26 protein-coding genes are annotated in these 21,466 nt (G+C 40.7%); 1 reads left to right on the top strand and 25 read right to left on the bottom strand.

Annotated elements, in window-relative coordinates; all coding sequences use genetic code 11:
* Positions 1 to 45: 45 nt before the first annotated feature.
* The 20 genes from ACDZ28_RS20790 to ACDZ28_RS20695 form a co-directional block, all read right to left on the bottom strand.
* Positions 46 to 369 (bottom strand): low molecular weight protein tyrosine phosphatase family protein, encoded by a 324-nt coding sequence (locus ACDZ28_RS20790; RefSeq protein ID WP_042132098.1) that lies wholly within the window; start codon positions 367 to 369, stop codon positions 46 to 48.
* 30 nt (positions 370 to 399) lie between these two features.
* Complete coding sequence (locus ACDZ28_RS20785) at positions 400 to 774, bottom strand: hypothetical protein (RefSeq protein ID WP_375102661.1); 375 nt, start codon at positions 772 to 774, stop codon at positions 400 to 402.
* 13 nt (positions 775 to 787) lie between these two features.
* Positions 788 to 1,327: a GNAT family N-acetyltransferase gene (locus ACDZ28_RS20780; protein ID WP_076117744.1), complete on the bottom strand. Its 540-nt coding sequence runs from the start codon at positions 1,325 to 1,327 to the stop codon at positions 788 to 790.
* Positions 1,324 to 2,064, bottom strand: coding sequence for a Type 1 glutamine amidotransferase-like domain-containing protein (locus ACDZ28_RS20775; protein ID WP_375102660.1), 741 nt, complete (start codon positions 2,062 to 2,064; stop codon positions 1,324 to 1,326). Before ACDZ28_RS20775 ends, ACDZ28_RS20780 begins: the two co-directional genes overlap by 4 nt.
* 17 nt (positions 2,065 to 2,081) lie before the next feature.
* Positions 2,082 to 2,666, bottom strand: a complete 585-nt coding sequence (locus ACDZ28_RS20770; protein ID WP_375102659.1) for a GNAT family N-acetyltransferase — start codon at positions 2,664 to 2,666, stop codon at positions 2,082 to 2,084.
* A 30-nt stretch (positions 2,667 to 2,696) separates the two neighbouring features.
* A complete protein-coding gene (locus ACDZ28_RS20765) occupies positions 2,697 to 3,431 on the bottom strand; it encodes a metallophosphoesterase family protein (RefSeq protein ID WP_375102658.1) in 735 nt (244 codons plus the stop codon).
* Positions 3,432 to 3,570: 139 nt separating this feature from the next.
* Positions 3,571 to 4,041, bottom strand: a complete 471-nt coding sequence (locus ACDZ28_RS20760) for a DinB family protein (RefSeq protein ID WP_339290562.1) — start codon at positions 4,039 to 4,041, stop codon at positions 3,571 to 3,573.
* A gap of 114 nt (positions 4,042 to 4,155) precedes the next feature.
* Entirely contained in the window at positions 4,156 to 4,578 is a 423-nt protein-coding gene (locus ACDZ28_RS20755; RefSeq protein ID WP_042126709.1) for an Rrf2 family transcriptional regulator, read from the bottom strand.
* A 123-nt stretch (positions 4,579 to 4,701) separates the two neighbouring features.
* Positions 4,702 to 5,577 (bottom strand): YitT family protein, encoded by an 876-nt coding sequence (locus ACDZ28_RS20750; RefSeq protein WP_170880240.1) that lies wholly within the window; start codon positions 5,575 to 5,577, stop codon positions 4,702 to 4,704.
* Between the two features lie 240 nt (positions 5,578 to 5,817).
* Positions 5,818 to 6,900, bottom strand: coding sequence for a nucleotidyltransferase domain-containing protein (locus tag ACDZ28_RS20745; RefSeq protein ID WP_375102657.1), 1,083 nt, complete (start codon positions 6,898 to 6,900; stop codon positions 5,818 to 5,820).
* Positions 6,901 to 7,108: 208 nt separating this feature from the next.
* Positions 7,109 to 8,413 carry an alkaline phosphatase family protein gene (locus tag ACDZ28_RS20740; RefSeq protein ID WP_375102656.1) on the bottom strand — a complete coding sequence of 435 codons (1,305 nt, stop codon included), beginning with the start codon at positions 8,411 to 8,413 and terminating at the stop codon, positions 7,109 to 7,111.
* Positions 8,410 to 9,669, bottom strand: a complete 1,260-nt coding sequence (locus ACDZ28_RS20735) for an MFS transporter (protein WP_375102655.1) — start codon at positions 9,667 to 9,669, stop codon at positions 8,410 to 8,412. Before ACDZ28_RS20735 ends, ACDZ28_RS20740 begins: the two co-directional genes overlap by 4 nt.
* A 123-nt stretch (positions 9,670 to 9,792) precedes the next feature.
* Positions 9,793 to 10,605, bottom strand: coding sequence for a hypothetical protein (locus tag ACDZ28_RS20730; RefSeq protein WP_339290551.1), 813 nt, complete (start codon positions 10,603 to 10,605; stop codon positions 9,793 to 9,795).
* Between the two features lie 24 nt (positions 10,606 to 10,629).
* A complete protein-coding gene (locus ACDZ28_RS20725; RefSeq protein WP_375102654.1) occupies positions 10,630 to 11,211 on the bottom strand; it encodes a DJ-1/PfpI family protein in 582 nt (193 codons plus the stop codon).
* Between the two features lie 16 nt (positions 11,212 to 11,227).
* Entirely contained in the window at positions 11,228 to 11,974 is a 747-nt protein-coding gene (gene map / locus ACDZ28_RS20720; RefSeq protein WP_042126696.1) for a type I methionyl aminopeptidase, read from the bottom strand.
* 32 nt (positions 11,975 to 12,006) lie between these two features.
* Complete coding sequence (locus ACDZ28_RS20715; RefSeq protein WP_170880241.1) at positions 12,007 to 12,999, bottom strand: hypothetical protein; 993 nt, start codon at positions 12,997 to 12,999, stop codon at positions 12,007 to 12,009.
* Positions 13,000 to 13,192: 193 nt separating this feature from the next.
* Entirely contained in the window at positions 13,193 to 13,828 is a 636-nt protein-coding gene (locus ACDZ28_RS20710) for an SGNH/GDSL hydrolase family protein (protein ID WP_042126692.1), read from the bottom strand.
* A gap of 158 nt (positions 13,829 to 13,986) precedes the next feature.
* Entirely contained in the window at positions 13,987 to 15,165 is a 1,179-nt protein-coding gene (locus ACDZ28_RS20705) for an NAD(P)/FAD-dependent oxidoreductase (protein ID WP_042126690.1), read from the bottom strand.
* Between the two features lie 39 nt (positions 15,166 to 15,204).
* Positions 15,205 to 15,648 (bottom strand): DUF1641 domain-containing protein, encoded by a 444-nt coding sequence (locus tag ACDZ28_RS20700; protein WP_076117762.1) that lies wholly within the window; start codon positions 15,646 to 15,648, stop codon positions 15,205 to 15,207.
* A 207-nt stretch (positions 15,649 to 15,855) separates the two neighbouring features.
* Entirely contained in the window at positions 15,856 to 16,701 is an 846-nt protein-coding gene (locus tag ACDZ28_RS20695; RefSeq protein ID WP_375105384.1) for a DUF2785 domain-containing protein, read from the bottom strand.
* Positions 16,702 to 16,960: 259 nt separating this feature from the next.
* On the opposite strand from ACDZ28_RS20695, the gene ACDZ28_RS20690 reads away from it, so the two are divergent.
* Positions 16,961 to 17,578, top strand: a complete 618-nt coding sequence (locus ACDZ28_RS20690) for a nitroreductase family protein (protein WP_042126687.1) — start codon at positions 16,961 to 16,963, stop codon at positions 17,576 to 17,578.
* Between the two features lie 102 nt (positions 17,579 to 17,680).
* Here the strand turns inward: ACDZ28_RS20690 and ACDZ28_RS20685 are convergent, their stop codons facing one another.
* From ACDZ28_RS20685 to ACDZ28_RS20665, 5 genes are all read right to left on the bottom strand, one after another.
* Complete coding sequence (locus tag ACDZ28_RS20685; RefSeq protein ID WP_076117766.1) at positions 17,681 to 18,307, bottom strand: hypothetical protein; 627 nt, start codon at positions 18,305 to 18,307, stop codon at positions 17,681 to 17,683.
* Entirely contained in the window at positions 18,308 to 19,192 is an 885-nt protein-coding gene (locus ACDZ28_RS20680) for an EFR1 family ferrodoxin (RefSeq protein WP_076117767.1), read from the bottom strand. It abuts the gene before it with no gap.
* Between the two features lie 134 nt (positions 19,193 to 19,326).
* A complete protein-coding gene (dnaN, locus tag ACDZ28_RS20675) occupies positions 19,327 to 20,469 on the bottom strand; it encodes a DNA polymerase III subunit beta (protein WP_375102653.1) in 1,143 nt (380 codons plus the stop codon).
* Positions 20,470 to 20,739, bottom strand: coding sequence for a hypothetical protein (locus ACDZ28_RS20670; protein WP_042126682.1), 270 nt, complete (start codon positions 20,737 to 20,739; stop codon positions 20,470 to 20,472).
* Positions 20,740 to 20,959: 220 nt separating this feature from the next.
* Positions 20,960 to 21,445, bottom strand: coding sequence for a DUF3888 domain-containing protein (locus tag ACDZ28_RS20665; protein ID WP_339290529.1), 486 nt, complete (start codon positions 21,443 to 21,445; stop codon positions 20,960 to 20,962).
* Positions 21,446 to 21,466: the final 21 nt, after the last annotated feature.

Genomic DNA, 21,466 nt, shown 5'->3' with positions numbered 1-21,466 from the left:
CGACTGATTCACAGCCAAACATGATTCATAACATCCTTAGAAGAGCTATTCCTGTAAATATTCAGATACACTGGACTCCAGAAGTCCAATTAAGTCTTCATCCATATACTTATAATCATCTGATATATTCAGACAAATTATTCTTTTGCCGATTACAATGTCTCTAAATTTATCTTGAATTCTTCGAACATGCTTCTTCTCCATCACAAAAATAACATCCGCCCAGCCCACATGCCCCGCAGAAAGTTTAATTCTGGCTTGATCCTCTGTTCCAGCAGATCTTACTTCATGACCGTCGATTCCTTGAAATATCTTCTCCGCAGTTAGACTCCGCCAACGATTCTGGCTGCAGACGAACAGTAGTTTAATAGAGCGCACCTTCCTTATCCGAGTAAAACCTTATTTTGTTTGTCCGTTCAGATAAACTCTCCTATTTAAGGAGGCTTCCGCAACCCATTTTGATAATAAGTCTTTGTTAAAAAGATATTTATTGTCTACATTTATATAAGGAAAGGGAGTACCAGGAAAAGACCCAAGCTTTAAACTATTATGCTCCGTTGTAATAATATTCATCACCTGAGCTTCAGTCAAATTCAAGTATAAGGCCGTCTCTTTAATATCCATAAGCAGCTTATCCGCTGTTGTTATCGATGGAGTCTGTTCTTGATCGACTTTCGTTTCTTTATTATCGTCATTAGTAAATGAACATCCAATAATAAATGAAATCCCTAGAATAAAGCTCGCTAGGACGATATAAATCTGATTTGTTTTCATGGCCCCCTCCTCTCTACTCCTCATATTCAATCAACCAACAATCTCTTAGTTCTCCTTCATGCATTTCATGCTTCTCAAGGTATTTCTTCTTTACAAAGCCACTTTTCTCATACACCCTCAGTGCTCTCTTATTCCAAGCTTGCGGGTCCATTACGATTTTATCAGCCTGTTTGTTTTCAATAAGATAGTTAACTGTTTTTTTGATGAGCTGCGAGCCTATGCCTTGATTCCACCACTCCGCCTCACCAATGAACTGGTCCATCCCGAATATTTTACCTTTAAATTCTGTATAACCGTATTCCTCCACTTCTTCTTCATCAATCAGATAGAACTGGAGGTATCCTATATCCTGCTCCCTATATTGCACAATACACCGCGTGACTTCATCTCGATCCTCATAAAAATGCTTACTAACCAACTCCAGATCATGCGGTCGATCACGACCTTCGTAAAATTCCAGTACAACAGGATCTGAGAGCCATTTCATAAGCAATCCAGCATCACCCGGTTCGAGTGTTCTTAGCCCGATCTCTTGCTGCTCAAAAATAATCATAGCGCACTATACAGTTCTTTAAGAGGTCTGTAGCTTAGATGTTCTTCGATTTCCGTAACGACAACCCCTTGCTCGGTGTCCATCACACGGTAGGCTTTGGCTTCTTCTCTGGTCGACATCACCTTAAATTCATGATCCTTGTAGATGATGGCACAGTTATTATCCACTGCGATGCCAGGCAACCCTCCACCTTTAACCATACGCGAAAAATCCTCAACCCGAATATCCTCATTATAATGCGGACAATGAATACCAGGCAGAATACCCATTGCTTCAAGTTTAATATACTGCCATTCCCCTTGGTCGTCGAACGCTTCAGAGTCACTATGCCCATATTCAAACCAGCAAATGGAACCTGCACTCAGCCCTGCTAATACGGTCCCAGAGGTGTAAGCATCTTTTAGAAGAGCAGCCACACCGGTATTGTTCCAAATCTCCAGCATTTTTCGGGTATTGCCTCCACCAACATAAATCAGATCAGCAGACGTAATTAGCTCAACGATTTCTTCATGGGTATAGGTTTGGCTCACAAGTAATAAATGACTTGTCTCACAGCCTAGAATCTCGCCGTACACTTTGTTGAACGTATCACAATAACCTGGAGCATCACTACTAGCTGTTGGAATAAATAATGCTTTCGGATTAGCTTTTTGGGTTAACTTCACAACTTCACGATCCATTTCTAGCGTTTCTAAATCGATTAGTTCTCCCCCACCTATGACCACGATAGTCCCCATAATCTCCCCTACTTTCACTAGGATCTGCCTTCTCCCTTTCCGTATTCCTCTGCTAGGATGCTGTAAATCTCCAAATCAACGAGACCTTTACCTGACCATACATGAGCTTGCCTTAACGTTCCCTCTTTCATAAAGCCACTTTTTAGGAGCACCCGCTTGGACCGCTCATTAAAAGGCATGACCTCTGCTTGGATTCGATTGACCTCTGCAGTTTCAAATAAATATTTTTTCACTGCTTGAATCGCCTGAGTTGCAATCCCTTTTCCCCAATAAGATTCCGCTAAAAAATACCCAATCGTAACCATATCCACTTTTTGATTAAAATCCATAGCTTCGATGATACCTAGCAGTATGTATGGATTATTTTTGCGGAAAATCCCCCACTTCACTCTTACCCCTTTGTTAAAATCCCGCTCGAAATGTCCAATCATATTTTTCACTGTATCTTTATTATGCTTCGGAATAATACCACAGTACTCAAACACTTGATCATTGCTATAAATTCCGAATACCTCTTCGAGGTTACTAACTTCAATCTTTTTTAGTGTTAAGTGTTCAGTTTCTAAAGTAGGGAAATGCTCAAATACGTGACTAAGCTTCAATTTGTTCCCTCCGTTACTTTTTTGGTATTTCTATCCCCGCACATTTCCCCTGTATTGCGCAGTTCTAAGCTCTCGTATATATGGCTCTGTAGCTGGCATAACCGCGTCTACGGCTTGTTGAATGGCCAACTCAATATCATAAGGGACTCTTACAAATTGTATGTTCAAAGAAGCTCCTGTCACTCCTCCATACTCCCCCTCCAAAATCACATAAGATGCCTGAGTCACATCCAGAGGATTCCCCACGCTGCCTACATTAAATAAAGTCTTCCCTGCTATATGTTGAATAAAAGCATTATGAATGTCCCCATAACCAACGATATCCGCTTGTCGCTTCTCCTGGCACAGATCGGAACAACCAAACATAGACAGTCGTTTCTCGTAATCGTCCCAAGGCTGAATCCGTTCATAGTAGCTTCGCGGCGAAGCATGAAATAACCGAATAAACTTACCACTCATCATAAACTCAATCGAGAACGGTAATGTACCCAAATAAGCAAGACGTTCTTTCCCTAACAATTTCCGGCTCCACCGGGCCATTTCAAAATCAACATCCTGATTCATTAAATCATCCCAGTTTCCCATAACACTGATTTCACAATTGTTCTTAATGATATCAACGGCTAGATCTGAATTCGGCCCTTTTCCAACAATATCTCCCAGGCAAAATATCCTGCTAATTCCACGCTGCTTAATATCATCCAGTACGGCTGTCAAAGCCGGGATATTTCCATGTATATCTGAGATTAATGCGATTTGTTCCACTGTAGATCCTCCGTTCATTTTTCCACTTCAGCTTTGTAAACTATATAGATTGTATTATACCCTCTATCTTTTGTTACCTACCTTCTAAATACAGATTCTATAATTATGTCTTACTTCCCTTCTTTGAGTCATTAGTCCTCTAACCGAGCCATTGAACAGCCTTATGATTATGAGAATTTAAAATATGATTGCAATAACCGACATGATGTTGGATGTGCCTGATCTGCATTAGAATAACATCAGCCTTAGTGAATTCGTTATATACGTCACAAGGTTCGAAAATAGACTGGTCGTTTAATGGTTCTATAAAAGAGTGAGACTTTTCTATCATTTCTTGCACATAAGCACCCATTTCCGCTTTCGTCGGATCCTCCGTACATTCCTTATCCAAATCAGGTGTGATATCTTTATTTAAGGTAGGTATGTGAAATACTTCACTTCCTTGTCTAAACCAAAATTGAATCCCCGTAATGGCATGAAAGATATGCTTCCAATAATTCGTTTGTCGGTCAAACCAAAGTTCATCAGGACATTCTTCTACTAATCGAGTAAGCATCTCTAACGTTGGCTCAAACTGACCCTTTAAGACATCAACCATAGTAGTATTCAAAAAAATCAGCCTCTTTTCTATTTTTTTATAAAACCCCTTAGTCTCTGCAAAAAAAAGACCACAATCACGTTAGCACATGTTGTAGTCTTCATTCTACGTTGAGATATGGAGTAATTATATTTCCGGCATTTCATTGACAATCTGCTCCAAAGTAACCTCCTGAAGGACATTCTCCATCGCCTTTTGCGCGTTCGAGAATACGGGTACAATGGCGCTGGCAATATTTTTGCCGACTGGACATTCCGGGTTAGGGTGCTCATGAACCGAGAACAGTGAATCCTCCTCCACCGCGTTTACTGCCTTATAAATCTGAAGCAGTGTAATCTCAGCGCTGCTACGTGAAAGCGAAGCTCCTGCGACTCCCGGACGGGCGGTTACCAGCCCTGCTTTTTGCAGCATACTCGTTAGCCGGCGGATAACTACAGGGTTTGTGTTCACGCTACCAGCTATCCACTCCGAGGTGCTTTTGCCCTCTTTATTACTGTCGATTAACGTTAATATATGAATAGCTACCGCAAATCGGGTGCTGATGTTCATTGGAAATCTCTCCTTCTGCCTTACTGTCGCGCTAGTAACAAGTGCATTATTCAGATGCAACAATAATAGTTACATTTTATGCATTTGTCAAACACTTGAGGAGATAAAACTTCAAGATCGCAATTAATGAATATTGTGCTTCTTGAAATTACCGCCCTTAACTTCTGCTACATCATATACTACAACAAAAGCGTTAGGGTCAATTTCATGAATGATATCTTTGATTTTGCTTTCTTCCAGACGGTTAATTACACAGGTGATTTCTTTGAATTGTTCATTAGAGTAGCCGCCATAAGCATCTGTATAGGTTGCCCCACGACCCAATCGGTCACGAATCGTCTCTACCATGATTTCCGGTTGAACTGTAATGATTTTAAAAGTTTTAGAACCGCTCAATCCTTCTTCAACAATATGAATCACTTTAGAAGCAATAAAATAAGCAAGTGCGGATAGAATCGCCCCTTGTAGACCAAACGCTGTTGAAACAACAATAAAGACAAACATGTTTAGGAACAAGATTAGATCACTAGTCCCAAAAGGTATTTTTCTTGAAAGTAAAACGGCCAACATATCTATCCCATCTAACGCCCCGCCATTACGTAACGCTAACCCCATACCAAAACCGATAATAATCCCGCCGACAACAGTAATTAACAATGTATCTCCTTCAATAATCGTTGGCACATGGTGCATAAGGCTTGTACCAATGGCAAGTGAGGCAATACCGATAATGGAATAAATAGCAAAGCTTTTACCAATTTGCTTATATCCTAGCCAAACAAAAGGGATATTAATTAGAACAATTAACAGTCCTAACGGCAATCCAAACAGCTGTGAACCAACGATACTCAGCCCTGTTACACCACCATCTGAGACATTGTTAGGTATTAATACGGATTCCAGACCATATGAAGTAATTAGTGCCCCTATAATAATTAATATGACTTTTGAGAATATCTTCAGCTTATTTGATTTTTGATGTTGTCTCATTCCATGCATTCCATTTCCCCGCTTCAAATTAGTTTTTTATATCACTACAAGTGAACAATATTCACTGGACAAAAGCCGACAAAAAATAGTCTATAATAAATGTCACCACTTTGGCAAATCAGACGCCACTAGTATGATATCTATTATTCTACCCATATGACTTAAAATAATCTTATCGTTCCATAAAAAATGAAAAAACCAGACTACGAAAATTCGTAATCTGGTAATCTTCACTATCCGCTAAATCAGCTATACCCTCATATATTCGTTATATAATTCCTCAAAAGTATCGTATCGGTCAACTTTCCTTCCCACCTTATTATATTCTTCCAGATATTCATCCATGACCTGCAGGAACTGCTCTTTAAATAAATGCAGATGATCTGAATCAAAATACTGAATAAGATCAAACTTTTGGGTTCCCCTTGATTCTGTCATTTCATCAAGAAAATTTTGTATGCCCATCGCTGCATAATAAGCATAGGATTTATCATTTAATTCCACACTTGCTATAACCTTATTACGGCTGTTACACCACAATTCCTCAAAGGTCCCGCCAAGATTATCATAGGTTGGGACAGGTTGAATTACAAAATCCTTATACATTTTATTATATAAATCATTAACGCTTTCTAAAAATCTATATGATGCGCTTCTGATTTCAACGACAGTCTTCGCATCGATCACAGCCATATATTTCATTTCAAAATCATCAGGAATGTAACGATATGTAGCTATTTCCTCCAGATATCTCTTAAGTCCCCGTTTAAAATAGGTATTGTTCAAATGTGTTAGAGCATTTACCAAATTGTATACAACTTCGCATGAAGCATACCTCACTGCTCCGATCTCTCCAGAAAGTAATGTATTCGTATATTCTTGTTTTGCTATATCTATATTCTTTTTCGCTCTGCTAATACATTCAATCCCTATAGGCTTTGCCAAAGCATCGAGCGCTCTCTGTTTATATAAATTTAGCTTTTCTAGATATTCGGGTTTCGCACAATATAACAGTTCTAAATCTATCAGACACGAAATCATTGGGCTCTCAAGATTCGCTTGATCTTCTATCCTTGTTTCCCATGGCGTACAATAGATGTCGTATCCAACATCCTCCAGAATAAAACACGAAGATATCCCCCAGCCTTGGGCTGTATTATTAATTATGATTAAATCAAGATCGCTTTTTTCATGAAAATCTCCGGTACTGAAAGAACCTGTAAGCCCAATGATTGCAATGTCATCAGGAAAATCTCTCTTAGCACGTTCAATAACCATACTAATAAGTCTGTCATTTTTATTTAAAATTTTTTGTCTAATATCAGCATCCATATCCAATTCCCCTCTTCCTCACAATACATTTTAATTCCATTGTATATGGATCTTGTTCTAGTGAGTATTCCGACTTTATCTATATTTAATCTATACCAGGTACAAGCCCTCCTCCTTCTAGGTAAACAAAGAACGCGCTGGCAAGAGACGAATCTTCTCTACCAACGCGTTATTTAGTAAATAATGAATGTTTTTCTCACAGCTTGCTTTAGTAAATGAAAATTTCATCTAAAGGTCTTCCGTCACAAGGATTAAAGTCAATTCCTAAAATCTTTGCCATCGTAGGAGCTATATCTACCATTTTGAGATCCCCTATGGGAAAATCACTTTTCACCTTAGTCCCTGAGATCACCAAGTTGCATCTGTAATCCTCTTTTTCGGGAGAGTAGCCATGAGTAGCATATTTAATTCCTTGTTTGTCCAAATCAACAATGGTTGGTTCATCCATGCTTTCATCGAAACAATAGCCTTTCTTAGCTTCAAGCATATACCTAGTAGATTGGCCCACATGTAGATGATCCAGCTCCTCTCTTGCATACAATTCCTCTATGCCAGAAGCGTCATCTTTCATAACCTCCCGAATCGCAGCTAATGCTAATTGTTCAGCTTCTTCATCACCTTGTTTGATATGTAGATAAGCGGCTCCGCCCCCGCACTGAAAGTAAGCTCTCCACTTCATCTCACCATTTTCTTCATAGATCAGCCCTTTTTCCTGCAAAAGGTTGTTCAAATGCACTTTGTATCTAACATTGAACTGGCCATGGTCACCCAAAACTATAAAAACTGTGTCATCCTTTATCCCGGCTTCATCCACTGCTTGCATAATATCGCCTAGCCGCTTATCCATGCGTGTGATTACCTGCTTCACTTCATCGCTGTCAGTGCCGTAAATATGCTTGGCGTCATCCAGATCAATCAAATGCATCATCAGAAGATTAGGTTTTTTACGCTTAATCGTTTCTATCGCACACTTTGTCGTGAAGTCATCCAGATAGGGCTGCTCAATCCCTTTTCGAAGCCGTCCGTATTTCAACTCCATCTCGATACAATATAATGGGCTCCCGCTTTTTAACACCTTCAGTGCTTGATTTTCTTTTTTGATAGCTCTGATTTCAGGGATATTGTATTGGATTGAGGATTTCCCTGATACTGGCCAGAGAATTCCAGCGGTACTCATGTTATGCTCGCGCGCAGCATCGTAAATCGTGGGCACCTTTATCGCATTTCTGAACCAGAACCAGCTTTGCTCCTTTTCCTTCACAAACGGCTGAAATGGATTGTTATGGTGGATACCATGCTTATCTGGATATACACCGGTTGCTATCGTAGTATGCACCACATAAGTGAGCGTGGGATATACACTTTTTAATTGATTACTATGCGCTCCGTTCTTAATCAATTTCGATAAGTTCGGAAGACGGCTGGCCATTTCCCATTGGTCTTCTGAAAAGGCATCGTAAGAGATGACAATCAGATGATTGGCCATTGCCGTTTGTTCTTTGCTTGACTTCATAGGATAAGTCCCTTCGGTTCATCTTGTTCAAACTGCTCTTTAGGTAAAGTTATAAATACGAAGAATCCAATAATGAATAACGGGATAATCGCTAAAATACTAAATTTAGCGTTGCCTGTTAGGGTAGTTGTCAATGACATTACAGCAGGACCCACAATCGCCGCAAACTTACCAAAGATATTGTAAAACCCAAAGAATTCATTGGATTTTTCCTTAGGAATAATCTTCGCATAATAAGATCTGCTGAGTGCTTGAATCCCTCCCTGGGCGGAACCAATTAGCGCTCCCAGAATAAATATATGCCACACTGAAGTAATAAAGTAAGCCGCGATACAGGAAATGATATATGTAAAAATCCCCACGATGATCATCGTTCTAGCTGAGTATTTTTTGGCGAGATTACCATACAGGATAGCACACGGAAATGCGATGATCTGGATAACTAATAAGATCCCCAGTAAAGTAAAAGTATCAAAAGCATCCGCACCCAGTACCGATGTGGCATATGGCACTACCATTTTAATAATCGTATCTACCCCATCAATATAGAGAAAGTAGGCGATCAAGAATACAAATACTACTTTATGCTGTCTTACATTTTTAAACGTGTCTCCCAGTCTTTTAAAGCTATTAATGATCGGTTTGGGTTCAGGTTCTATGTAATATCTTTGCTGCACATCCTTGATCATAGGCATGGTCAGCAGTCCCCACCAAAGGGCTGTGATTATAAATCCAATCTGATAACCAATCGATTTGTCCATCCCCATAAACAGAATCAGAAGTAGACTGATACCGAAGGGAATGACACTGGCGATATATCCAAAAGCAAAACCTTTTGAAGATACCTTATCCATTCTTTCGTCCGTGGTTACATCCACCAAAAAAGAATCATAAAAAATATTAGCTCCCGCAAAACCTATCACCGACAAAATATAAAATACAATCAATAGCTGCCATTGTCCGCTTGCAGGCGCAACGAAAGCCAGTGAAGCTGTAGCTATCACACCGATCAATGAGAAAAATATGAAGAAGCGTTTCTTCTTATCCTTGTAATCTGCCATCGTCCCTAAAATCGGGCTTAAGATCGCCACCAAAATACTCGCAATGGAATTAAAATACCCCAAATCCATACTGCTGTTCACATTCGTAAACATTCCAAAAACAATGGGCAGTAATGCCGTTGTAACCGCCATCGAATACGCAGAATTTCCACAGTCATAAAGAATCCATGATTTTTCCTCTTTACTTAGTTTCATCTAACAGCCACCTTTTCACCTAGTTCTTTCTGTTATATCACTTAAGGATATGTGGCATGTTAAATGTATGTAAAACTACTACACTTCATGATTTCAATGGAGAGCTGATCATTATGTCCTCTCCTATATTGTCAAACTGTCGAGGATCTCAGCAACCTGTAGAGCATACTTTTTACTCAAACGTGACTTACCAAGATTACTCTTCACAATCTTAATTATTCGGATATCTCGACTCTTAGCGAATTTCTCAAGCATGGCAAAACCCTCTTCAGGTTCACTCGCCACAAATACACTTAAGCTGTATTCAAGTCCTTTAGATAACACACGAAAATGCTCAGCGTCCTCATATTGTACTTCCCCACTACCCACACTCTCCATGATTCGAGTAGCCAACTGAAGACAATAAAGCGTATTCTCTTTCTTTTTCAAAAGAGGAGGATGCGCTAACGCTGCTACAAAAGCTCGTTGTTCAAGCCTATTCGCACCCTTCTCCCACATGCCGATCAGCTGCCTGACAAGGGAAAAACCATCCTCCCCTATACTTTGCAGCGCCATAGCAGAAGCTTCACGCATCCTCCATCTGGAGTCATTCATAGCTGTCTTAATGATGCTCTGAATCATAATTTGCTTCGCTTCTTCAGCGTAGCTGTAATAAGCACCCAGCGCTCTAACCGCGCAAAACGGCAGAAACTCACGGGGATCATTCACCCCAGCTTCTGCCTCTGTAAGATTAGCCCATGAATTAAGAAACTCCCAGTCTGTTTCTGTTAGTTTAGGATGGGCAAAATGTTTGGCAAAATTGCCTGAGAGCTCCAAATTCACACGTGGTCCGGGAAGATTGCTCTCCTTCATCAGCAAATCTCTAAGCTCTACCCACTGCTCCTTATCGCTTACCCATTGCTGAAACAACATAATCATCATTTTTTGTCCAGCCATCTCTGGTCCCTCCGGTATTTACCTTTAGATTTGAACAATCCCCTGCATCTCATACGGATAATCAATCTGCTTCTTCACCGAATTCATTGCTGATTCACCAGCCAAAGATGAAATCAGATATAAACCTAGATCAATAGAAGTCGAAACTCCACCACCTGTAATTACATTTCCATCATGTACAATACGGGTCTCCACAACTTCTTCACAATAGGGTCTTAGTAAATCATAGGCAGATGGATGGGTAGTGGCTTTTTTCCCTTCTAACAACCCCGCAGCCCCAAGCAGCAGTGATCCAGTGCAGACCGACACCTTATAAGGAACATTGCGGGCACCCGCAATCCATGAGACAAATGCTTCATCATAACGGAGTTTCCGTGTCCCCATCCCTCCAGGTACAAATATCATGTCATACTCCGAAAGCTCAGGCAGCACTTTCTCTGCTTTTACAGTGAATCCTAACTCATCCGTCACTTCTTCCGAAGCTGCACATATATCCCACGACAACCCTTTGCCGATTTCAAATTGCCCTAATCGATAAATAACATCATAGAACCCCGCAAAATCTAAGAACGTAATCCCGTCAAAAAGTATAAAGGCGATTTTCACACTCGCACTCTCCTCTTTATGGTTTGGTTAGGATAATAGGCTCACCTTTCGTCACGATAATCGTATGCTCAAACTGCGCTACCCGGCCATTGTCTACAACGCTCAGTGTCCATCCATCCGACTGCTGCTCCACGTAATCTGCTCCAGTAGAGAGGAAAGGTTCAACGGTAATCACCTGTCCCTCTTTTAACACTGTAGTCACTCTAGGATTATAGAAAGGTAAGATTTCAAATGGCTTCTCATGCAGTGATTTGCCAATCCCGTGGCTGCACAGATTACGAACCACTCTATAGCCGCGTTTCCGAGCTTCGAGCTCCATCATTCTGCCAATTTCATTGACCTTCATCCCAGCTCTCAGATGATTGATTACGCTCATCATAGTTTCCTCAGTACTCCGGCACAGACGTAAAATATCCTCATTGTAGGGTGGCAATTGAAAAGAAACCCCCGCGTCCCCATAATAACCATTCAACTCAGCAGATACATCAATATTGATCAAATCACCGGCATTAATCACTCTAGGACCAGGAATCCCATGAGCAACCTCTTCATTTACACTGATGCAGGTGCTGCCTGGAAAATTATACGTTTTCATCGGGGCTGAGGATGCTCCGAATTCCGCTAGAATGCCAGCTCCAATCTTATCAAGCTCTGCTGTTGTCATGCCGGGAGTAACTTTCTTTTTCATCTCGGCGATGGTATGTCCTACCACTTTTCCTATGGCTTTTAGTCCTTCTAAATCTTGTATGGTATCACTCGTCATCTATCACACATTCCTCTCACTTCTGGTATGAATCACTTGTCTAACTTCTGAAATGCACTTCCATTCCACTGAAAAATATCTTCCATCTGTTTACCCGCTACATTATCGTAATAACTTCTCTTGAAGCTATGGTCATCCACTTTATCAAGCTTTATCGAATACCCCTTAGGACTGCTGATAAATAAATCAGAACCGGATTGGATTGGTAGTTCCTCTATAACGTTATTTTTTCTAAGCGTAAACAACTTGTAGAAGTAACCGTTACTTGACCCGTACTGCCCCAAAGTAAAATCCGGATCGCCGTCGCCATTATAGTCCTCAAACTGAATTTGAAAAAAATCTTTAAATATTATGGGATCCTCAAAATGTTCACTGAGTGGAAAGCTATTCAAAGTTCTCCCTTGATTATCAATAAGAACAAGCCCAAATCTGCCGCTCCAATTCCTTCCCATCAACGGACCTGGTATTGTCCAATCCTCACTGTAGGTTCCATCTAAAAGCTGCAGATTCAAGAATCCAGTTCTATTCGTTAAGGGATAGAGATCATTATGTGATATCGTTACTGGACCTGTAACCTTAACAGAAGACTCCAGCGACTCCGTCTGTTCTATGTTCGCCTGATCTACTGTCCCAAAAATGAGTTTCCTTAATTGGTCCGAATTCTTCACCGGAATAGAGTAGCCCTGACCACCATTCTCAGCTGTAGTAAATACTCCTCTATAGCCGGGCTCATCACCTATTGCTATGTAATAATCCTTCGAGTAGCCATCACCATAAACAAGTTCCATTTTAAATTCAGGGGCCCAATCCAGCTCCCCCGATAATTTATTGCTCTTGTTCATAGCCTCCGCAAGCGTCTTAATCAGAGTAGAGTCCTTCAGTATTAGGGTCTCAAAATGTTCGGGTCGATCAACTTGGTTCTGATCACTAGTTGTTACAGGAGTTAAAGACACTCCGGTGATCCACCTAGCATTAATGAATCCCACGTCATTCTTACATCCGCTTAACAGCGTAACTACTACCAAAGATACAACACACAATAAACGCCGAATACGAACCGCCTCCAATAAAAGAAACATAACCCAATTATAACAGTGTCAATAAATATAACGAAACGACTTTCCTAGCAGTTATAAAAAAAGACTATAACCTGCTCCTTTAATGAGTGGTTCTAGTCTTATAGAATCAAGTGAATTATTTAGAAATACGATCAGACCCTTAAGCTTTATCGGTAGCTCCTACCGTCTTAAGCCAAGCATCTGCAATAAGGGCATGGCCTGCAGGTGATGGATGTACTCCATCCGGAGCCCAATAAGCAGGTTCTGCTTTTACAGATGCCGCAGCAAACAGGCCATCCAGTGGAACAAGCAATGCACCATATTCACGCGCCAGTTCCCGTACAATGTGAATTTTCGGGTCCAGATCCTGGCGCCAAGCTTTACGATCTTCAGGAACAGGCAACACGAATGGCTCTATTAGGACTAATTTAGCAGCGAGCGAATGCTGCGTGCGCTCGATCAGGTCACGATACGCAGCTTCAAATTGTTCAGGCGTTGTTTCCTGACCAGAATCAAAGCGGCGCCAAGTGTCGTTAATACCAATATATATGGACACCCAAGTCGGCTTTAGATTCAGGCAATCCTTATCCCAGCGTTCCTGCAAATCTACAGCACGATTGCCGCTAATTCCGCGATTATAGAATGTAAGGTTCTTCTCAGGATATAAATGCCCCAGACGAGCGGCGATCATCAATGCATAACCTACACCAAGCGATGAAGCATCTTCATAATTACGACCCCAATCCGTTATGCTGTCGCCTTGAAACAGAATGACATCGTTTTGCCGGAATAACATCACGTAATCCTCCTCTATTTCCCTTTGTTAATATTAGCCAATCTATTATAGCAAAAACGAATACTGCGTACTAGGATAACGTTTACAATTCATGGTAGAAACCACTAGAGATCAACAAAAAAACCTGCTCAATTCAGAGCAGGTTTTCCAATCATAAATTAATAAGCTAAGCTAAACAATCCTTTAATGTGGGACAAGTAACGAATATTACTGGCTTCCTTCATCAAGGTTGCTGGTAATCCTTTTAGCGGAGTAGAGCTTGCACCAACGATGGCCACACCGTCTTTACGGCCTAAGCTCGCAAGAGTACCTGAGTTGATCGGACTAAAGGATTCAAAAGATTTGTCCTTCAAGTACGCATAAAGATTGTAACCGATCAATTCACCCATTTGCCAAGCGATTTGTGCAGTAGGTGGATATGGACGACCATCCTCAGCAAAGACTACGGCGCTGTCACCAGCAACGAATACGTCTTTGTGTGAGGTGGATTGCAGGAATTCATTTACCGTTGCACGACCACGGTTCACTTCAAGACCGGACTCACCAATCAGTGGATTTCCTTGTACGCCGCCCGTCCATACAAATGTGTTAGCAACAATTTTTTGACCGTCTTTCAAGTCAATAACATTATCTGCTACATTCGTAACAGGTAGACCTGTCAAGAATTGTACACCACGTTTTTCTAAGCTTGCCACTGCGCGTTCGATGAGTGCATCTGGCAATACTGGAAGAATCTTAGGACCTGCTTCAACCAGCATCAGTTTAATTTCTTTAGGATCCACACCATATTTCTTAGTGAGTGTTGGCAACACATCAGCGATTTCACCAACCAGTTCAACACCTGTTAAGCCGCCGCCGCCGATTAGAATGCTTGCATCCGCTGGATTTTTAGACTTTGCATATTCACGGATACGTTCATCAATGTGACGATGAATTCTGTTAGCATCCGCTGCAGATTTCAAGACCATGCTGTATTGCTCAAGACCTGGAATGCCAAAATAAGCTGTTGTGCTTCCAAGACCCACAACCAAAGCATCGTAGGATAATGTCACACCATCAGATAGTGTAATTTGTTTGTTCTCAACAGAAAAAGAATTAACCTTTGCAATTTTCAGGTCGATATCTTTACCTGCAAAAAGCTTAGCTAGTGGCATAGCAACAGCACCTTCTGCAACACTACCTGCTGCAAGACGATGCAATTCTGTAATAATTTGATGAGTAGGATATTGATTAACGACTGTAATTTTAGCTTCGTCTTTCTTTAGGTACTTGCGTACAGTCAAGGCGCTTAGTAAACCACCATAACCTGCTCCTAGAATGACAATATGTTTAGACATGATGTTTCCTCCGTCCTTACGAATGAGATATAAAAAATATTATTTCTGCTGACTGCGTTCGCCGGCAACTTGAAGATAAGCATTTACAAAACGGAAAAGCTTCTGTGCTTGTGGATCTTTCATCATCTTCATTAGACCAAATACACCGATCACATCGCTACTTTCATTCGCACGATCTTGCGCTTCGATCACTGTAGCTGCCATATTCTTCGCAGAATGCACCACAGGTTCAGCAAGCTCTTTAATTGCACTTACCGTATCACTTTTCAAGACTTCATCCGCAGCGACAGTTTGAACAAAGTCATATGACTTTGTGAGCACGCCGACAAGCTCTGTTAATTTTGGCAACTGTTCTACTAAGACAGTTAACGATTCCTGAACTTCAGGCTTCAATAGCTGCTCAAGAACATTCATTTGTTCTTGAGTAACAGCTAATTTTGGTGATTCTTGTTCAGGGGTTGTTTGAGTGATTGTTTCTGACATATCCGAATCTCCTCTGCAAATAAGCTTTGCTGCTTAATAGTAATAAAAAATAATAACTTTTAACGCCATATTTCTATTATAGCACTTATCAAGTTATAAATGTCACAAAGTTTTTGAATTTTTCTAAAGTTTTGTGATTTTTATTACATTAAAATCGATTGATTAAAATTTTCGATATTTTTTATATACGCTTAGGTGATTAAATACTTATTGTGTAAATTCATTTAATTTCATCTCCGACTTCAATAAAGCGTTCACCATATCCTGATTCTTCATTGTTGGAAGCAACCTAAAGTAAAGAGAACGAAGGAAATTCTTTGTATTCACACGAGCAACATACTTGTTGCGACTTCTTGGCCACCCACCACATTGCTCCAAGCTGCTGACCCAGTCGACAATTGACTGCTGCGGAAGTAAATGATGATCTATGATTGTAGCTACAATCGTAGCCATCCGTTCATCTTCTTCATCGCTAAAAATGTACTGATGATTGTTGTAAAGCATTCTTTGGATGACCGCCAGAACCTCTTCCCTGATTGCAGCATCACTCTCCGAGCACAATACCAGTTCATCCAAGGCATCTGCACCATGCGCTGCAGCGTGCGCCCAGCCTTCTTCTTGCATAAATCCTCGTAAATCCTGTTCTTCCTCATAATATCTAATCAGAGCTTCCTTCACATTTGTAAACTCAGCGCTATCTAAAAAAGCCTTTTCCCTATGCCGCTGAAGAATAAGTGCAACGACCAGAACAGAAAACGTTCTTGTGAACACAGCCTGATCCTCTTTGCTGCCAATGTGATAGAACAAATGCTGCTCGTCAAGGAGAATCAAGAGAAGTTCACGAAGCTCTGCATCACTAAACCATTTTTTCTCGTTCATCCATTTGTAGAAGGTGGAATAGATCAAATCATCTCGCAGCTCTGGCTGTGGATCTCCTATGTACTCAAGCATCAGCTTCACATAATCCCTTAGCTGCTCTCCACTTCTAAGCTCATAATCGTTCTCTTCAATTCTTTGCAGGTCTATGATCAACTGCTCTCTAATATCGTTCAACATTCCCACCCTTTCAATAATAAAAGCATTTTTCATATCTTAATATCCTAATTTACATCCTAATATTTTACAACATAGTATTTATTCTTCATACACTCCAAGTACTTAGAAGACTTAAGCTACACGAAGTGAGAATTTAATCATTGACGAAAATAATTAACTGTGCTATTTTGAGTTAGTAACAAATAGTTAGTTTATTTATAAATGTCACTTGTTTATAATTAAAAAGCAAATACATACACATATGGAGGAATAACTCATGAGCACTTTTACAGATTTGATTGAATCCCGTAGGTCTGCGATGAATTTTGTTGAAGGGGTGAAGATCCCTCAGAATGAACTAGAGGAGATGTTCTCTTACGCCAGATTGGCACCATCGGCTTATAATCTTCAACATACAAACTATAAAGTCGTTTCTGATGAGAATTTAAAAGAAGAGATTCGTAAGGCAGCTTACGGTCAATATAAAATACACTCTTCCTCAGCGGTAATTGTGGTACTCGGAGATAAGAATGCTTATCTGAAGGCTCCAGAAATTTACGGAGGGCTCAAAGCTTTAGGGGCGATGAGCCAAGAGGATTATGATGCAGAGATAGAAACGATTAACAATGCTTATTCAGGAAATGATGCTTTTCAAAGAGATGAAGCTATACGGAATGCTTCTCTGTCTGCCATGCACTTCATGCTGATTGCCAAAGATAAAGGCTGGGATACCTGCCCGATGATCGGCTTTGATCCGGAGGCCATTCAATCCACTTTAAATCTACCCGATCATATGGTACCTGTTATGCTGATCACTATCGGCAAAGACAAGAAACATAAAATCAGACCACGCGGCTATCGTAAACCGGTCAATGAATTCGTTGAATTTATCTGAGTATTATAGAAGCATAACAATATTATGACAAAAGCGTTCCATCCGAGGTTTGAATAACGGATGGAACGCTTTTTAATGAGGCTGTGGATCTGAAACCTTTCTTCACTGCTTAGCATACTGAAGAATTGCAATCGCAGCTCGTTCTTGTCGTTCGACATCTTCACTGACTAGAGCTTTCTTCAAAATACCGAGCGCAATAGAGAGTGTCTCTTCATCCACAAGCACTTGATGATTCATCGCTTGCTCTGAAGCATAAGAACCTTTAATCCACAGATCCACACGAGCGCTAGGCATTGGCCCCTTATACTGCTCAGCTACTCCACTATCGCTAAGAAACTCTTTCACTTCTGCGTTTAGGTCGATTATCGGAAGACTATTCAGCCAAGTTACACCTCTTCGATGGCATGTGCCATTGTCTGGCGTATCATATAATTCGTTGTAAAAATAATCGCCAAGATCACCTAGATGTACCCAGTCTCCATCACACACCAACACATAATCGCCATCCTGCATTGTATTTACGAACAGGTGAATGGCTTGCAAATGTTCTGTAAGCTCCAGCTCACTGTATTGATAAGTATGAAGCAACCGCTCACGCAGCTCCTCTATACTGATGTTCTCCAAATCCCCTATTCCCGGGTAGCCGATACTCACATAATTATCCTCCAAAAATGCAGCCATCAGCTCTATCCCCAGCGGTTTCGATCCTATCTTAAACAGATTCATCATTCAATCCTCCAAGTATTTAATAAAATGCTTGTAATAACCCTTGGACTTTGGAGTTATAAACCGTCCATCATTCTCAGAATCCTTCATTAGATTATGAAGTTTTGAACCTCCAGTATAGGGATCTACAACACTGGCCTTAAGCCGTGTCGCTTGGATCGCCTTCTGAGGACAAGAATAAACACAACGCATACATAATAAGCAATTTTGACCGAATATTATCCCATCTGCGCTATTGCTAATATTAGAAGTTGGACAGCTTCTAACGCATTTCAAACATCGTGTGCAAGAGTCTGTTGTTCGCAATCCTTTGGCGAAGTATTTCCCCCCTTGATGTTCCTCACAATAATATACCGTTCTCAGAACTCCCTCCAGCACAGGATGAATCCGAAGGTTCCGTGGAATCCGATTCATGATTTCCTCTGCAAATAACTTCACCTTACGCTGAGCGACCTGATATAACTGCTTATTCAATCTATCATCATATTTTATATAAAAATTGCATGGCATCGCCAAAATGGAATTGTGGAAAGGTGTAAATCCCTTCTTACGTAAATAACGAAGTACAGTATTCGAAGCACCGTTATTAATATAATGTGGAGAAGAGGCTGTCTTGAATACAAAAGCCGGAGTTCCATTACAATCAGGTAGCTGTTCTACAAAACGTTCGACAAATCCGGATGCGCCAAAACCTAGAACCGGATGACCAATCCCAATAAGGTCGTAGGATTCATATTCGACAGAACGAGTGCTTTTTAGAACATCTTCCATTCTAAACAAATCTACGTCTTGTCCGCTATTTCTGAGTGCTTCAGTAAATTGCTTAGCAATAATCTCCGTATTTCCAGTACCTGAGAAATAAAATATAGCCGTCTTCGCATTATGCATGCCATCCCCTCCCAGAGCAAATATACCTCATCCCCAGCAAAGAAAGCTGTGAAGTTGAAGTGGGTTTAGGCTAATTCGGACTCAGTTGCAGCTATTCACCCAAATCTACTCAATTATTGTGCATAATCATATCCTCAATCGTGCGTCCTCACAGGAGTAATTAAAAAAAGTGTGGACGAAGATGCGTCTACAGGCAGGATCACCAGCGGCCTTTCTTTGCCCGCGAATCTGATTCTAAGCGTCTCACTATCAATCGCCCGAAGGATGTCCCAGAAATACTTTCCGTTAAATGCTGCTCGAAAATGATCACCTTCTAGATACTCTAAAGGAATCTCTTCTTTTACATCCCCAATTTCTGAAGTCTTGGACACTAAACTTAGCATGTGAGAAGGAAGTACGCTCAGCATAACACTCTCACCAGCCAATATAGAAATACGTTCAACCACATGTAGCAAACGTTCTGTCTTAACAATCACTTCGGAAAGGTACGCTTTCGGGATTAAATTATTGACAGAGGGATAGGTTCCTTCTAGAAGGGCAGACTGAACCCTCAATCCATTAGAAATAAATCTGATTTGCTTGGGCCCTATTTCTAATTCGGTGCTGCTGTCTGCATCATCGTTTAATATTTTTATAAGATCCTCCAGGGTGCTGCCCGGAATTACAACATCCAAAGATATTGCACCGTAATCTTCTACGCTTTCAACAACATGCTGGGCGAGACGAATACCATCAGTGGCAACTACACGAATATTTCGCCTATCAATTTGAAGAGATACTCCTGTGAGCACAGGTCTGGTTTCCGATGAAGAGACCGCAAAAACCACTCTTTTAAATATTTGCTTCAAAAGAGTGTTATTCATACTTATCCTTTGAATGTTTGGATGATCTATGTATTGGATTCTCGGAAACTCTGCCGCATCCATTCCACATAAACGAAATTGAGTGTTCCCAGATTGAATGTTTAGCATCAATGACTCTGCGATTCTCAGCCTAATAAGTCCAGGATCAAGCTTACGAATGATCTCATAAAAATAACGCGCGGGAACTACGATCTCACCTGTGTTGTGTACAACCACCGAATCCCTCTTCACAGGGAGCTTATATTCAATGGTCATTCTTATATTGCTCGCCGTTATAATCAGCCCCTGAGTTTGCGCCTGAATAAGTATTCCTGATAGAACACGTGAGGAGCTATTCGCGGATATGGCTTTTGATACTGCCTGTAATGCGGTACTAAGAGAATCTTTTGATACATGGATTAGCAAAGACTTCACCTAACTCTCCTTAGATTCCTTTACAAAATGCGCCTCAATAATGTTCCGAAATACTTGGGAGCGAGATGCGTTCTGTTCCTCACAAGCCTGCTCTATCTCCTGCCAAACGTCCTCAGATAACGTCAAAGATACCTTTTTAGTTATGCCGGTGCTTTTTCTACCTGCTCCTTCCCGAAGACCTCCCCTTGTAAAAAGAAACCCTAATTGCCCGTCTTTTGTAGCTATACCTACTTTGACTTTATCCTCATCTTCGAATTTATAATCACTCATTCCCTCGCACCTTCTTTTTTTGATTTTAGTAACTTAAATCAATATATCTACTATTTTCATAATATCATAATCGCCATTATTCCACCATCATTCGAAACACAAAAAAACACCCCAAGATCGGAGTGTTTGAATTGCACTTTATACATCTATTTATACATTGTGCTGCCCGATATCCCAGAACTCCCTACTCATGAAAATAATATCTTACCTCACAACCGCACTATCTTAAGATATTCTGATAATTTGGCGGGAAGTCTGACTTATTGGGGTCTTTTAGATGCTTGAACGATTCAAGCTTTACCTTAGGACCAGAAGAAATTCTAAAAGTCATGGTATCTTCTCCAACTGAAATATGTGGACCTACTGTAGGATATACGTTAAGTGTAATCAAGAAATCAAACCCACGAAAACCATTGATCCGCTTCACCTCAGTCACATCCACAAAGTAAGGATAAACCATTGGCGATTCTCTCAAAAGTGGCGCATAAATTTCAGCGATTTTTTTGTCAATATAGGGTGATAGAAATGTCATTAACATGTCTTGAAACATGAGTTCGCGCGAATCCTGATCTGGAAGCTTCGGTCCCGAATCAGATCTGGACGGAGCCTCGGCTTGCGATTGAACCAACCCATTAGCGGAGCAAGGTTGTTGCCCCAGAAAGAGCAAAACTGCGATAAGAAGAGGAGCAATCCAGCTTTTTTTCATCAAAACAGCCTCCTTAGGGAA

The organism is Paenibacillus sp. RS8 (assembly GCF_041956825.1).
Taxonomy (GTDB): Bacteria; Bacillota; Bacilli; order Paenibacillales; family Paenibacillaceae; genus Paenibacillus_AQ.
The sequence above is the reverse complement of the archived record's forward strand: the minus strand, read 5'-3'. Positions and strand labels throughout refer to the sequence as shown.